We start from the raw sequence: 15,930 nt of genomic DNA on the forward strand, positions 1-15,930 counted from the left end.
TAAAGGATACCTATGATTGCTGTATTATTTGTGTGCCTAGGTAATATTTGTCGCTCACCAGCTGCTGAAGGAATTTTACGTCACCTCATTAATCAAGAGGTTGCTTTAAAAAATGTGAAAGTGCAAAGCTGTGGGTTAGGCTCATGGCACGTAGGGCAACTTCCTGATGCACGTATGAGGCAGGCAGCTTCCAGGCGTGGCATTTATCTAACTTCTCAGGCGCAAGCCTTTCATCAAAAATTTTTAGAAAATTTTGATTACATTTTTGCTGCCGATCAGGAAATTTTGCATCATTTATACTTGCAAGCTAAAAGTGTTAAGCAAAAAGAGAAAATTCATCTATTAACTGCCTTTAGCCAAATCTATCATCATCAAAACATCCCTGATCCTTTTTATAAGGGAGATACAGCTTTTGAGCAGGTATTGGATATGATCGAAGAGGCTTGCAAAGGATTTATCGAGCATTTAAAAGCTTCAAATAAGCATACGGAAGTCCCTTAAATAGTGCTTAATCGAGCTCTTTTTTCTCATTTTTTTAAGCAAGTGTAACCATTAAATTGAATTGATTGCCTAGGGGAATAGCCTTTACTCAATATCAAATTTATGGTAAAATAAGCTCTTTTCCAATGCTAGTCTTATAGGAATGAAAGTTTATGAAATTACTGTTATCTAAGCCTCGGGGATTTTGCGCAGGCGTGGAGCGGGCTATTGAGACAGTAGAAAAAGCTCTTTCTTTATGGGGTCGCCCTATTTATGTGAAACACGAAATAGTTCATAATAAATATGTGGTAGAAAGTTTGAAAGCTAAAGGTGCCATCTTTATAGAAGAGGTGAATGAAGTTCCTATGGGTTCGCGCCTCATTTATTCAGCGCATGGCGTATCACCAGCTGTACGTGCCGCGGCTCAAAAACGTAATTTGATTGAAATTGATGCCACTTGTGGCTTAGTCACCAGAGTTCACTCTGCTGTTAAACGCTTTGCTAATTTGGGATATCAGATCATATTAATTGGCCATCGCCATCATGTGGAGATTATCGGAACCGCTGGAGAAGCTCCGGATGTAACCACTATTGTGGAATCTGTGGAAGATGTAGAAAATCTTACCTTTCAAAGCAATGATAAGCTTTTTTACATTACCCAAACAACTTTAAGCCTGGATGATGTGGGAGAAATTACGCAAGCTTTGATAGCAAAATATTCTCATATTGTTACTCTGCCTAGTTCTTCTATCTGTTATGCCACTACAAATAGACAGCTTGCCTTGCGCGAGATTACGGATGCTACTGATTTAGTTTTAGTAGTTGGCGATCCCCAAAGTTCTAATTCAAACCGTTTACGTGAATTAGCAGCTAATAAAGGAATTGCTTCCTATTTAATCAATGATGATAGCGAAATTGATCCCCAGTGGATGAAAGATGTAAAAATTATAGGCCTTACAGCGGGCGCATCTACTCCTGAGGGAATTGTACAAGATTGTATTAAGAAACTTATTACTTTAGGGGTTAAAGAGGTTGAAGATGTAGTGTTTACTACGGAAGATGTTGTTTTTCAACTTCCAAAGCCTATCGTTAATGCGCGTTTTGGAGCTTAAAGTGCATGCTTAGAGAGAGAAAGCTAAAAACTAGTTTGCAAAAATGCTCATATTTATTCTAACTTTTACTTCCTTAAACTTTTTTATTAATTCTGATCATTTAGCGAAGGTAAATGAAGAGTTTACTTTAGCATTGCCTATAAGTTAGGTAGAGGAAAACAAAGCATAAAAAACGCTTGATAAGACGAGACCTTTTATGTTAAAAAGCTTACTTTTTTAAAGGAATTAAAAGGTGCAAAGAGCAATTCGGAGAACTCCTAAGAATTATGATGGCACTGCAATTACCACGCACAAAATTTCGGATGTGCTTTCTCAGCTCGTTTTTCAAATTCGCGAGAATTATCGTCATCGTCCAGATCTTGTGTTAGCAGCATGGCCTGAAGTCATTGGAGCTAAGCTAGCCTCTATGACACAAGCCATGTCTTTTATGGATGGCGTTCTGCATGTTAAAGTAAAAAACTCTACTTTACACAGTCTTTTAAGCCAAAATGATAAAAATCGAATTATAGCTAGTTTAAAAACCAAGTTCCCTCATATTCATCTTAAGAACATCGTTTTTCGGATTGGATGATAAATATTATAGGATATATGCATGACTAACGATACGTTAAGTTCAGAAGGTGCTAAGCAAGTAACTAAAGAGTACGATGCTAGCTCTATCACAGTCTTAGAAGGGTTACAAGCTGTTAGAGAGCGCCCTGGTATGTACGTAGGCGATACCTCTTCTAATGGCTTGCATCAGCTGGTGTATGAAGCCGTAGATAACTGTATTGATGAAGCAATGGCAGGCTATTGCACCGCCATTTGCGTGACCCTTCATAAAGATGGCTCTGCGACTATTGAAGATAATGGCCGGGGTATCCCTGTGGAAAAGCATGAAAAAGAATCGATCAAACAGGGCCGTGATGTTTCAGCTGTAGAAGTGGTGATGACTATTTTACACGCTGGTGGTAAATTTGATAAAAACACTTACAAAGTCTCAGGTGGCTTACATGGTGTAGGCGTTTCTTGTGTCTGTGCCCTTTCTAAAAAGATGATTGTCCAGGTTTACAAAAACAACCAAACTTATGAGATTGAATTTTCTCAAGGGCATGTGGTAAAACCTCTAGAACAAATGGGCGAGACCACAAAGCGGGGAACTAAGATAACATTCTGGCCGGATGATACTATTCTATCAGTCGTAGAATTCGACTATGATATTTTAGCCAAACGTTTAAGAGAATTGGCGTTTCTCAATAAAGGAATCAATATTTATTTTCATGATGAAAGAAATGAAGATAAAGATGATGTGCATTTTTGTTATGGTGGCGGTCTTTCTTCCTTTGTATCTTACCTAAATGAAAACAAAAACGTCCTTTTTCCTGAGCCCTTATACTTTTCTGGATCTAGATCCGGTGACGACGCTCCTATTGAATTTGAAGTAGCGATGCAATGGAACGATACTTATACTGAGTCCATCTTTTCTTATGTCAATAATATTGCTACACGACATGGAGGAACTCATCTTACTGGCTATTCAACGGCTCTTACAAGGGTATTAAATAGCTATATTAAAAGCCATAATCTCCTTAAATCAGATAAAATATCGATTAGTGGGGAAGACATGCGAGAAGGCTTGACAGCTGTCATTTCTGTTAAAGTTGCCAATCCTCAATTTGAAGGCCAGACCAAGCAGCGTTTAGGTAATAGCGATGTAGGCTCAGTCGTCCAGCAAATTGTTGGTGAAGAGTTAGCCATCTACCTTGATGAGCATCCCGCAATCGCCAAAACTATTTCGGACAAAGCCATTCTTGCTGCACAAGCTCGGGAAGCTGCTCGTAAAGCACGAGAATTGACCTTGCGTAAATCTGCTTTAGACAGTGGACGTCTACCTGGAAAGCTTACAGACTGTCAAGAAAAAGATCCTAAACTATGCGAGATTTATATTGTGGAAGGTGATTCAGCAGGAGGCTCTGCTAAAAATGGTAGGGACAGACGTTTCCAGGCTATCTTGCCTATTCGCGGAAAGATTCTTAATGTAGAAAAAGCTCGTTTGGAAAAAATTCTTCAGAACACCGAAGTAGGAACAATCATTTCTGCTTTAGGATGTGGCATTGGCCTTGATGGTTTTCACCTGGAAAAACTGCGTTACCATAAAATTATTATCATGACGGATGCGGATGTGGATGGCTCGCATATCCGTACTCTGCTTCTCACCTTCTTTTATCGTCACATGCCTGCTTTAGTAGAGAATAACTTTATCTACATTGCTCAACCTCCTCTATATAGAGTATCTAGGAAAAAGACTAGCCGCTATATTCACTCCGAAAAAGAGATGGATGAATACTTGTTGGAATTAGGGATTAGCGATGTGAAAATGAGACTTCCTAAAGATCAAGAGCCTATGTCTATTCCCCAGATGAAGGATTTACTTCAGCTGATGGTAGAGCTAGAATCCTTTGTTTTGCGCATGGAGCGTAAAGGAATCACTTTTCGAGAATTTCTTCATGCAAAAAATCCTCAAGGGATGCTACCTCGTTTTCAGGTTACGCTGCCTGATGGTGTACACTTTGCTTATTCATTAGATGAATTTGAAGAGCTTAAAGAACGTAATGAGTGCTTGCAAAAGACTCAGCATGAACAAACCTTAGCCTCTATTCCTGAAGAAGAAATTACTCCGGAAATGAGAATTTTTAGAGCTACGCGTCTTAATTTTATGGAATTATATGAAGAAGAGCATCTTGAACAGCTAAATAATAAGCTGGCAAGCTTTGGGTATGACTTGACTTATTATCTTATTGCTAATGGAACAATTATGGAAATTAAGGAAGATAACCATACCCATAATTTTTCTACCCTTCACGAAATCCTTGATTTTTTAAGGATAAATGGCCGTAAAGGCATTGAAATTCAACGTTATAAAGGCTTAGGTGAAATGAATGCAGATCAGCTTTGGGAGACGACAATGGATCCAATTAAAAGATCATTGCTGCGCGTGACCCTTCCTGATGTGATAGCTGCTGATCACATGTTTACCATGCTGATGGGTGAGGAAGTGCCTCCCCGGCGAGCTTTCATAGAACAGCATGCACTTTCTGTAAAAAACTTAGATATATAATCTAACAAATCGTCAACTTTAAGGTGAATATGTCGTATACGAAAAATGAGGTGATTATCCCTCGTAATGTCGAAGATGAAATGAAAGACAGCTATTTGCGTTATTCGATGTCTGTAATTATTTCACGCGCCTTACCAGATGTTCGCGATGGATTAAAGCCTTCTCAGCGTCGTATTCTTTATGCGATGCGGCAGCTAAACTTGTCGCCAGGCGCTAAACATCGTAAATGCGCAAAAATATCAGGGGATACTTCCGGAGATTATCATCCCCATGGTGAAATGGTCATCTACCCCACTTTAGTGCGTATGGCGCAAGGCTGGGTGATGCGCTACACTTTAATTGATGGCCAAGGGAACTTCGGTTCGATTGATGGCGACCCTCCTGCTGCTATGCGTTATACCGAAGCACGACTCACTCATGCTTCTATGCAATTAATGGAAGATTTGGATAAAGATACGGTAGATCATGTTCCTAACTATGATGAAACCAAGAAAGAACCGGTCGTTTTTCCTGCTAAATTTCCTAATTTGCTATGTAATGGCTCCTCAGGAATTGCGGTAGGTATGGCTACTAATATACCACCCCATAATCTTAATGAGTTAATTAAGGCAACTTTACTTGTGCTAGACCAACCTTTAACTTCTATCGAAGAAATCATGCAAATAATGCCCGGTCCCGATTTTCCTACAGGGGGAATTATTTGTGGATATCGGGGAGTGAAAGAAGCTTTTCATACAGGCCATGGTAAAATCATTCTACGGGGTGTCATCCGTGTAGAAGAAATGGAAGATAACCCGGACCGCCAGCGCTTGGTCATCGATGAAATTCCTTATAATCTTAATAAATCTCGTCTGATTGAACAAATTGCAGACCTGATCAATAGTAAAACTCTGGCAGGAGTATCTGATTTACGCGATGAATCCGATAAAGAGGGGATGCGGATTGTGTTGGAATTGAAACGAAACGAAGTCCCTGAGGTGACCATCAATCAGCTTTATAAATTCAGCGATATGGAAACTACTTTTGGATGCCATATGTTGGCCTTGGATAAAGGTCTACCGCGTATTATGAATGTAAAAAACATTATTAGTGCTTGGATTGAGCATCGCATAGAAGTTATTCGCCGTCGTACCCGTTTTGAATTGGCTAAAGCTGAGGCACGCGCGCATATCTTGGAAGGTTATTTAAAAGCTATTGATCATTTAGATGAAGTTGTGAGATTGATCCGTGCCAGCAATAACCGCGAGGAGGCTAAACAATCTTTAATTGACAGGTTTGCCTTTTCGGATAAGCAAGCTATGGCAATTTTGGATTTACGTTTATATCAATTGACGGCTTTAGAGCATGACAAAATTAATGAAGAGTACCAAAGTTTATTAGAGAAAATCAACTATTTTAAAGCTGTGCTTGCAAGCGAGCTTATGGTCCGCCAAATTATTAAAGATGAACTTAATGAAATCCAAGAAAAGCATAAATCTCCCCGTAAAACTCAGATAATTGCGGCCGAAAGCGAGATGAATATGGAAGATTTGATCGCTAATGAGCCAGTGATCATCACCATTTCGGAAGATGACTACATCAAACGTATGCCCATGGATACTTTCCGCGAACAAAGGCGAGGGGGTCAAGGAGTTGCAGGCATGCAGATGAAGCGTGAGGACGATACAATTAAAGGCTTGTATGTGGCCACCATGCATGACTACCTATTGATTTTTACGAATCTTGGGCGTTGCTATTGGATAAAAGTCTGGCAGATACCCGAATCGAGTCGTAAATCTAAAGGTAAACCGCTCGTTAACTTGCTAGAAGATATTCAACCTAATGAAAAGATTGCCACCATCATGCGTGTTTCTTCTTTTGATGAGCAAGCCTATATATTGATGGCTACACGTCAAGGCGTGGTTAAAAAATCTGAGCTCAGCCACTTTAGCAATCCACGTCGTAAAGGTATATGGGCGCTAGATGTAGATGAAGGTGACGAGGTGGTAGCAGCACGCTTAGTAAAAGAAGAATATCAAGTGATGATATTTACCCATAGGGGTATGGCCGTTCGCTTTGCTGAGAATAAGGTTAGGCCTATGGGTCGCATGGCTCGAGGGGTAAAAGGAGTTAGCCTAAGAGAAGAGAATGATTATGTCGTCAGCTGTGAAGTCGTAAAAGGAGATGAAACCATTCTTGTCGTTTGCGAAAATGGCTTTGGCAAGCGCTCCCTCGTAGAAGACTTTAGGCAAACAAATCGTGGTGGCGTAGGAGTACGTTCAATTGTGACTAGTGAGCGTAATGGAAATGTGGTGGGGGCCCTTTGTGTAGCTGATGGCGATGGCATGGTCATGATGACCGCAAGTGGACAAGCTATCCGTATTAGTATGCGCGAATTACGCGTGCTCGGACGTAATACCCAAGGAGTTAGGCTAGCCAACTTACGTGATAATGATTATCTTGTGGCTATTCAGAAAGTGAAAAGTGCAGAAGAAAGTATAGAAGATGCGAGCGTAGCTGTAGCCATAGAAGAAGAAAATCCTGATAGAACAACAACAGGCACAGAAATCGATTTAGAAGGCCCTACTACTCCTATAGATTCAGAAACTTTGGAAGAAAATAACAGCTTATGACATTATTTATCACAATAGAAGGTGGTGAAGGGGCAGGCAAAACAACTCTTATAGAGAAGCTAGCTGCCGTTTTAACATCACTTGGGTACGAGGTAGTGAAAACTCGGGAACCGGGAGGTTCTCGATTAAGCACTCATATTAGAGAATGGCTTCTTAATCGAAACGCTGATCTGCCGATTGGGTATAAAGCTGAATTGCTACTATTTTTAGCAGCGCGTGCCCAACACCTGGAGGAATTGATTAAGCCTGCTCTTGAAAAAGGAAAAGTGGTGCTCTGCGATCGTTTTAATGATTCTACAATTGTTTATCAGGGCATAGGCCGGGGCCTAGGAATGGCTTATGTTAAGCAAATTTGTGAGTGTGTGAGTGAAAATTTAATTCCCGACCTCACTTTATTTTTAGATGTCGATCCGCAGATTGGCCTCATGCGCACGCGAAAGGCTTCTAAGGAGAATGCAGGGCGAGGAGAAGTAGACCGCATTGAGGCGGAGCGTTTAGATTTCCATAAACGTGTACGCCAAGGATTTTTGAGTTTAGCTAGGCAATCTCCTGAGCGCATTCAGGTCATTGACGCTAATCAAGCCGAAGATGCTGTCTTTCGTCAGGCTAAGCAGTGGTTGGAAGAAAAATTAATCCATTTAAAAAAACTATAAGTTAATTTGCTTAATAATAGTTTAATTATCCTCCTTTTTAATACGAAGGTTGTAAGGTAACCTTAGGTATGACGAGCAATATGAGAGAAATTTTTGACCACATTCTAGGTAATGAGCACGTAAAAGATTATCTAGTGAATATGGTTCAAAAGCAAGCCATTGGGCATTCTCTCTTGTTTGCAGGCCCTGAAGGAGCTTGCAAGGATCAATTTGCCTTTTCCTTGGCAAAATTGCTAATGGGAGAAAACTCTTATTCAAGAATTGATAAAAATGTCCACCCCGATGTTCATATTTACCGCCCTGAGGGTAAAATGGGGATGCATAGTATTGCTTCGATGCGTCAATTCTGTGAAGAGGTCTATTTGCCCCCCTATGAAAGCCCTTGGAAAATCTTTATGCTCTATGATGCCGAAAGGATGTTAAATTATAGTGCAAATGCTTTACTTAAAACATTTGAAGAACCAGCTTTAAATAGCCTTATTATCTTACTTTCTAGTCATGCTCATGCTCTTTTACCTACCATTTTGTCACGATGCCGTACGATTCGTTTTCAATCTCTCAATAAAAATGTTGCTTCCAAGATAAAGGATCAAAGCCGTAATCAAATTTTGTCATTACTGGCTGAAGGCAAAATGGCTACCTATACCAAACTTTCCTCATATGCTTCTCAAATTGCCCATCAAATTGAAGAGGTTCAAAAGGCAGAAGAAAAAGCTAGAATAGCCGAAATTCAAAAAGTATCGACCGATCAGATGAATGCCTATCAGAAGAATTTAGTTGAAAAAGAAACAGAAGGTGCAATAGCTATGCAGGTAAATCAGCAGGCCATAGCGTTATTAAAAAATATTTTATCTTGGTATCGCGATTTACATTTATTACATGCGGGGGGGCGCTTAGAATTGCTGGAAAACCCTGATTTTCATAAACAGCTTCTTCAAGCTTATCAACGAGGCGAAATTTTACCCTTAGAGTTTGTTGAGGAAAAAATTATGAATGTTCAAAAAAGCCTGGAAAGATCAACTTCTTTAAGCTATTGCTTAGAAAGGCTCTTTTTAGAGCTTCAGCTGCTTTAGATAGAGCTCGTGTTGGATAGATGCAAAAGATTTGTCCGCTTCCATCAAAAAGAATTCCCTTTTTCCAGCTGGCTGAAAAATTCCGCAAGAGGTTTAAGGTAAAAAAAAAAGAGCTTCTTTCATAATTTCTGTAGAGGAAAAACAGAAATTTTTTAATGAAATGAAGCTCTTTAAAGATTTTATTTAAAAGTTAGGTACATTAGCTGGAGTTAAGTTTAAAAAGGGGATAAGCTCCTCTCTTGTTTCCTTGTACTTCATCTGTGATGGCTAAAAAGCTCCTTAAATTTATATTCCTTAACGATTCTCTTCACGAACTCCTCTAATTCTGCCGGCGGCTTCTTTCCTAAAAACTCTAGATATTCTTGGTAATCCTTATGAATAAAAGACCATCCTTCATTTCTTTGAATTAGGCATTCTTTATAAAATTTTTCTCTGCTCTTAGCTGGTTCAAAAAAATCTTTAAAGCTATTTCGAATATCGTTTTTTTCCTGCTCTTTAATTCCAATAAAACTTTCGGGTGGCCAAGGAATAAAAGTCCTGTTACAATTTTTCATTTTCAAGGCTAATTGAACAGAATAAGTCAAATATTTTTCGGGGGCTATATAGCTCTCTCCCTCAGATTTGACACTTGATCGATAAGCTGTTACACAAGCAAAAACATCGAATAATTCCTTCAAAACAACGAATTTTTTTCTTCCAAAAAACATGCTTTCCAATTCTAGGTCGGGATATTCGCTTAAATATTTTCTCACAATAATAGGAAGAACCTCCACCGTAATTTTTAGGTGAAAAGGATTGGAAATAACCTTTCCTAAAGAAGAGTCTTTTATTGCTTGAAAGTTATCCAAATACTCTTGTTCGGTCCAAAGAAGGGTTTTATCTTTTTGGCGCTCTGCCACAAATTTTTTTAGATAGGCCACAATTTGGGCTTCGTCAAAGGGAGTAAGACGCAGTCTTTGCAAGCCTTCACCTTGGGGTTTAAAGCATCTTTTCTTTGCTGTTCCTGTTTTACTGACAAAGATAACCTTGGAAATTTCTTTATCTTTAAATCTATTCGTCACATAGATGTTAATTTTTTTAGGGTCTTCAAATCGACGAGAAAATCTGTCAAAGTTAATTTCATCATAAGCATCGCAAATCAATAAAATTTTGCGACCACTTAATTGATTGGCTTGACCTCGATCCACTCCATAAAAATCCAGAGTATGTTCTAGAGCTCGATGAATAGGATTCTTTAACTTGGGAAGATAGGTATAAAGAGGAAAATAACTTCTATCCGAATAGTTTATTAAAAGCTGATCCGCTAGCATTTTCATAGCAAGTGTTTTCCCGGCCCCACCTTCGCCTTCAAGATGAAGAGCATAAGCACTTTCATTCCCGAAAAACTCTTTTAATTCCTCTGCCAGAGGTTGCGGGTTAGAGAATTGCCGTTCGGAATCGCTAGCTTTAGGAGAGATATAATAGGCTCTTTCTTTCTTAAGTTGATCATCTTTCCTTAATTTTTCTGCAATGCGTTGCATAGTTTCAAAAAGAGGAACTTTTTTAATAGCTTCAGTGAAAAGATCGGTTAGTGGAGCAGGCTCAAAAGAGGTAATTGGACTTTTATCCATTGGCAAAGCATTTACAATTCCCTTAGCTAGCTCTCTAATCTCTTGCTGCGGATGAGTTGTGCAAGTTAATAAATAGCGTTTAGTAATTTCTTGAAGTTGTCTTCTATTCCTCTCTTTCTTTAAGCTAAATGCCTCCTGGGGATTATAATTTTTCTGCGTGTCATTGGCTTGGTAAATTTGTTTAAAAACCTGAACAGCTACCTTTTTTAATTCAAGATCTTCTAAAGAAGCAGAAGGGGGAAAATGAAGCCCTTCCCAAAGTAGATTTACAAACCCCATTAGGAAAAAGGGATGATGGAGCGTCTCTTTTTTTTGAATTTCAACATCTGTACTTAAGGTGTTAATGGCCTTGACAAAGATATGGGGATATTCAAAAAGCGTATAGCGCACTTTAAAGAGCACATTAAACCAATCTTCAGGAAACCACTTTTCTTTAACTTTTTTTACAATTCCGGGTCCCTGAAAGGCAAAAGCCTTTTGAAAATCTGCTGGAGCCTCGAAAGCCGAGGCAATATGCCAAGGTTCAAACAGGTCAACTGCATCTGCTATCTTTGCTACCGCTCTTAGGAAGTAAAAGGTACGAGAGCATACATCTTTAACGATGTCTCCGGTAGTTTGGTCATCTGATATTTTGAGAAAAGAATTTTCCCCATACTTGGCAAGATAAGCCACCTCTAAGTCTTTATCTTTAGTAAATTGGCTAATCGCCTCATAGGCGTGTATGTATATTTCTTTATCGACGCCTTCAACCTCCTTGATTAACATAGCTTCAATTAGGGCAATGATTACCCTGAGGTGTTGTTTGACTAAAGAATTTTTCTTAGGTTGAGCTGTCGGCGCAAGATTATCTGTTAAAATTTTCAACATCTTCGCAAAATGCGTAGGCTCAAGCCTTTCTAAAAACTCTGCTGACATAGAAGAAAGCTGACCAGACTTGTGCAAAGAGATTTCTAAATTATCCTGATAGATAAATTTCTGAAAATGAACCAAAATGTCTGTCAAGGCGTGTAAAATTTTCTTATCGGTGAGAGGGTTATCCACAAAATGCGTGATCAAACTTTTGAGAATGCGAAATTGATCATACTCCTCCAACTTATCAAATAGTTTGATAACTTCCTTAATCGCCTCTGCCGAAGGTTGCTGAAGCTGGGTAAAGCTATCCACCATCTTCTTAACAATCTTGCCAACTAAGGGATCTATATAGCCTTCACCAGCCAGATAATTAGCCAAGTCCTGAGTATTGCGGATAGAGAACAAAGGCACAGCTCGGGGAAGTATTTGAGAAGAAGAAATAGATGCAGACGAAGCGACTTGCTGGAATTCTCCTGAGGCGGGAGCTACTTGTGGTGTAAGCGGGGCTAAAGTAGTCAGCCGTAAGCAGGGTCCTTTTGCTTCTTGAACTAAGTTAACTTGATATTTAGAGTTAAAATTAGGTAAAACATTGTTACGGATATCTTTATATCGATAATCCTTAAGAGGTCCTAAGTTGAGGCTAATTTGTACTGGATTTCCCTGTGCATCTTTAATATAAGCTTTGCTATTTTCAAGGTTGTCAGGGCATAGCTTTAAATAGTATTCTTTTCCCTGGTGGGTCGTGCCTTTTATTCCTATTTCTACCTTAACGGGATATTGCCGATCATAGCTTTCAGCTTCTAAATTTAACTGTTCAATGCTCTTTTCTTTAGATACTTTTACCGCAGGATGCTGTCGAATCATCAATTCGGAAATTTGCTTTAAGGTAAATTCTTTAGGGAAATTTATATACTTAACATTCCAATAGTGAGTATGGTGCTTTATCAAAATTGAATCTTTATGTTTAACGCTCGCTATTGCCTCTTTTTTTTCAGCATTTATGCTTACATCGTAGATATATTTTGGTTTATTCGAAATCTGACCAATTAGGCGAAAAATTACTTTAGCAATAGCTTCTCCTTTTGTTGGCGGTAGATGGGTAGTTATGGGGGTAAAAGTTATAGACTGTTGGGGGAAAATTGTAGGACTTGTGCTTGTCATAGCTTCCTCCTCATGGTTTGAAAACTAAAATTGCATCCATCTTGATTGATGGCCTGCTATTTTGTTTTTTTGAGTTTAAAAAACAACCTTCGCATTTCCATTCTTTATAATTATTTTAAATTATGCAATATTTTTTTTCCTTAAACAGCTAAGGCTCTTGATATTTAGCTATAATTTTGCAGGAGAATTTATCTAGAATATGAGTGACTGAATTCTTGAAAGTAGGTTTTTACATGACATGCCTATATCTCTTGCCTGGTTCCATTAATTTTTTCACTAGAGCTAGTCTTAACCCACTCTTGGCTATCTGTTGCCGATCCTAAGAGAAAAGCTCGCCTTATCTTAAAGTAAAAATCTTGATTAGAGTTTAGGTAGATTTGTTAATTAGCTGCCTACTTATTATTTAAATCATACCTGCCTTAATCGGGTGTGCGGAGTAGTGGAAGGGGGATGGCTTACCTTCATGCTTGTAGCTTTCTCTTATAGCTCCCCAATCCCTCACTTTTAAGAAAAGGATTTTACTACCTTCTTCTAATGCTATCACTTCATTTAAAGAAATAGCGGAAAGCGAGCCTCCACGCATTAAATTGGGGCCTTATGCAGAGATTAGCTCAAAAATATTTGCAAAATTGGGCGCAAAAGATCAAGGTCAAGTTAAGCTGGTTTGTAGGGAATGGAAGCAGCTTATTCAAGAGAAAGAGGACGAGTTTACGCAGAAAATCTCTAATAGCGGTCAATTAATGAACTCCCACATAGTCCATCTTTTTGCGGCAGATTATTTACAGCAAGCTTCCGGACTATTAGAAATCCAGCATATGCTTTTAAAGATTATTAAGTTTTCTAAAGATTGCTTAAAGTTAAGCGTTGCCGCAGTCAACGCGATGATGATTTTAAAAAAGACAGACTTCTCTTTTGTAGATCAGAAACTTGAAAGAGTTCAGATTCCGCATATAAAGCTTTCGCATGCGATTTTTGAGGGAGCCGATTTATCAAAGGCTAATTTAAGCTATGCCAAGCTGAGAGATTGCTCATTGACAAAGGATAACCTATCCGAGGCTAATTTAAGCCATATAGAATTATAGGCTTTTGAATAACTCTTTACCTACTCATAAGCTTTTCCTCAAGAGATAAAAGATTAATGCTTTTCTTGTACAAAATCTAAAAAGCCTTTCTCAGCATTGACAGAAACTAGCTTAACTTTCAACCGATCTCCTACCTCAATATTTTGATAGCCATTGATAAGCTTGCCTTCAATAGCGGTGCTAATCAATCGGATCCAGTTACCTTTTTCTCCTTTGCCTGTTAGGAAAGCATCAAAAGTCTTACCGATTGCATCTTCTAAATATAATGCTAAGACAGATTTCATTACACTGCGTTTAGCCTTGTCTGCACATATCTCTTTTTCTGTGCATGTTTGCAGCATGGTTTGCAAAATAGAAAGAGAATAAGGGCAAGCTTGATTTACAAGGCGAGCTTTAATCAGACGTTGGACAATTAGATCAGAGTAACGCCTATTAGGGGCAGTGGCATGCGTGTAGGGCGCTAAGGTCAAGCCAAAATGCTGGCTGGTTTTATCCGTAGGGGCTTGTACAATATATTTCCCCCGTCCTAAAAGCTTCTTAATCACTAAAAAAAGATCGCGCATATTTAAAGAATCCGCCGCTCTCATTTTAATTAAAAAATTTTCAAGAGCTCTTGAATCAGGGTTAAGAGGAAGAGGAAATTTATGTTTCTCAGCAATTTGTACAATGCGCTCCCAGTGTTTGGGGTGGCAAATAACCCGTTTAATTATCGGGCACTTATTTTTTTGTAGAAATGCAGTAATACAGGTATTTGCGGCAATCATTAAATTTTCTATTAACTCACGCGCACGATTAATTTTTACCTCTTGAAGATCTACTACCTGGCCTTCTTTTATAATGGGTTGTGGGTCGTAAGTTTCCCATGTTAAAAAGCCTAAAGATTGGCGATGTTTTTTTAGGCGTTGAGCTACTTCATCTTGCAAGCGTATTTGAGAAGCCAACTCTTTTATTCTTTGAATAGGCTCAGGCGGTAAAGCTCCCGTTTCCAACCACACATCCACACTATTATAAGCAAGTTTAGCATAATTAAAGACGTAGCTTTGAAACAGATGGTAATCCGCTACTCTACCTGATTCATCTACATCCATTTGGACCACAATAGAGGCTCTTTTTTCATTCGGATTAAGCGAGGTTAAATTAGTTGATAACTTCTCTGGCAGCATAGGAAATACGATCATGGGCATATAAACAGAGGTGGTATTTGCCAAAGCATGCCGATCAAGAGAGGTATCTTTTTTAACTAATGCATCTACATCCGCAATGGCTACATACACTCTTATTAAATGATCGTTTATACGCTCGGCATAGGTTAACTGGTCTAAATCTAACGAATCATCATTATCAATTGAAAACCACAGTTTATTAGTCATGTCGCTACGTTCATTAGAGCTATCAAGCATCGGCGCTTGTAGCTTATTTAACTGAGCTTGTACCTTTGAGGGGAAATCAGGAGATAACCCTTTAGCTAGCATGGCTTGGCGAGCAATTTCTAACAAATTTACCCGGGAATTCATTAATTTTTGCATAGCTTTGAAAATTTAAATGAAAAGGTTAAAAAGTTATGATATAACAAGGATGGAATTTCCGTGCTAATTTATTTTGCGGGGATATCAAATAAATTTTTAAGTTAAAGAGATATATATGCTAAAAACAATTTTAAAAGCCTGCTTTTTTCTTATCCCTTTTCTACTATTTTATTCTCCTCCCCTAGAAGCTATTGTTGTAGCCAATAAAGTTGAAGTGCATTTATCTATTGAAGATAGCGCAATGCCACACGTTACCGTTACTTCTGTTAAATTTAATGACGAAGAGGTGGATTTAGCACCAAAAAGCTTTATGAATCGTAGGATATCAAAAGTTTTTAAGCTTTTACCAGGCCAGTATGAGATTCAATGGACCACACAAAAAGCTGGTGATGCATGGGGGGGAGAAAAAGAGACAAAACAGCATCAGCGCATGATTATTATAGAAATTAGTGATGCGGTGGTGTACATAAATGTACGTGGGGAAGTTTTAGCGACATATTAGCTAGCCTCCCTTTTGCACTCATAAAACTTTTTTATAGGCTATAAAAAAATTGAGGGGGTTATAAAGCAACAAATTGTTAAATAGCTTTCTTTGCTTTTTAAACTATTATACGCTTTTGAGCTGCTTTTTATACGAAGGCAACTATTATACAATCATCTTCGCAAAGTAGA

At 38.6% G+C, this 15,930-nt stretch carries 11 protein-coding genes; 9 read left to right on the forward strand and 2 right to left on the reverse strand.

Annotated features, from left to right (window positions below):
* The first annotated feature begins 12 nt into the window (after window positions 1–12).
* The 7 genes from NEOC95_RS06750 (at window position 13) to NEOC95_RS06780 (ending at window position 9,027) form a co-directional block, all read left to right on the forward strand.
* Window positions 13–501 carry a low molecular weight protein-tyrosine-phosphatase gene (locus NEOC95_RS06750; protein WP_166154986.1) on the forward strand — a complete coding sequence of 163 codons (489 nt, stop codon included), beginning with the start codon at window positions 13–15 and terminating at the stop codon, window positions 499–501.
* A 152-nt stretch (window positions 502–653) separates the two neighbouring features.
* Window positions 654–1,592: a 4-hydroxy-3-methylbut-2-enyl diphosphate reductase gene (gene ispH, locus NEOC95_RS06755; RefSeq protein WP_213152254.1), complete on the forward strand. Its 939-nt coding sequence runs from the start codon at window positions 654–656 to the stop codon at window positions 1,590–1,592.
* Between the two features lie 232 nt (window positions 1,593–1,824).
* Entirely contained in the window at window positions 1,825–2,163 is a 339-nt protein-coding gene (locus NEOC95_RS09445) for a DciA family protein (protein ID WP_213152255.1), read from the forward strand.
* Between the two features lie 21 nt (window positions 2,164–2,184).
* Entirely contained in the window at window positions 2,185–4,689 is a 2,505-nt protein-coding gene (gene gyrB / locus NEOC95_RS06765) for a DNA topoisomerase (ATP-hydrolyzing) subunit B (RefSeq protein WP_213152256.1), read from the forward strand.
* Window positions 4,690–4,718: 29 nt separating this feature from the next.
* Complete coding sequence (gene gyrA, locus NEOC95_RS06770) at window positions 4,719–7,301, forward strand: DNA topoisomerase (ATP-hydrolyzing) subunit A (RefSeq protein ID WP_213152257.1); 2,583 nt, start codon at window positions 4,719–4,721, stop codon at window positions 7,299–7,301.
* On the forward strand, window positions 7,298–7,954 hold the full coding sequence (gene tmk, locus NEOC95_RS06775) for a dTMP kinase (protein WP_213152258.1): 657 nt from the start codon (window positions 7,298–7,300) through the stop codon (window positions 7,952–7,954). Before gyrA ends, tmk begins: the two co-directional genes overlap by 4 nt.
* A 68-nt stretch (window positions 7,955–8,022) precedes the next feature.
* A complete protein-coding gene (locus tag NEOC95_RS06780) occupies window positions 8,023–9,027 on the forward strand; it encodes a DNA polymerase III delta subunit-related protein (RefSeq protein ID WP_213152259.1) in 1,005 nt (334 codons plus the stop codon).
* A 254-nt stretch (window positions 9,028–9,281) separates the two neighbouring features.
* Here NEOC95_RS06780 and NEOC95_RS06785 read toward each other — a convergent pair whose 3' ends face one another.
* Window positions 9,282–12,650, reverse strand: a complete 3,369-nt coding sequence (locus NEOC95_RS06785; protein ID WP_213152260.1) for an NACHT domain-containing protein — start codon at window positions 12,648–12,650, stop codon at window positions 9,282–9,284.
* A gap of 629 nt (window positions 12,651–13,279) precedes the next feature.
* Here NEOC95_RS06785 and NEOC95_RS06790 point away from each other — a divergent pair.
* Window positions 13,280–13,732: a pentapeptide repeat-containing protein gene (locus NEOC95_RS06790; protein ID WP_207391774.1), complete on the forward strand. Its 453-nt coding sequence runs from the start codon at window positions 13,280–13,282 to the stop codon at window positions 13,730–13,732.
* Window positions 13,733–13,785: 53 nt separating this feature from the next.
* Here NEOC95_RS06790 and NEOC95_RS06795 read toward each other — a convergent pair whose 3' ends face one another.
* Entirely contained in the window at window positions 13,786–15,258 is a 1,473-nt protein-coding gene (locus tag NEOC95_RS06795) for an RNB domain-containing ribonuclease (protein WP_213152261.1), read from the reverse strand.
* Window positions 15,259–15,373: 115 nt separating this feature from the next.
* Here NEOC95_RS06795 and NEOC95_RS06800 point away from each other — a divergent pair, with 115 nt between their 5' ends.
* Entirely contained in the window at window positions 15,374–15,760 is a 387-nt protein-coding gene (locus NEOC95_RS06800) for a hypothetical protein (protein ID WP_166155004.1), read from the forward strand.
* Window positions 15,761–15,930: the final 170 nt, after the last annotated feature.

This window comes from Neochlamydia sp. AcF95 (assembly GCF_018342455.1).
Taxonomy (GTDB): domain Bacteria; phylum Chlamydiota; class Chlamydiia; order Chlamydiales; family Parachlamydiaceae; genus Neochlamydia.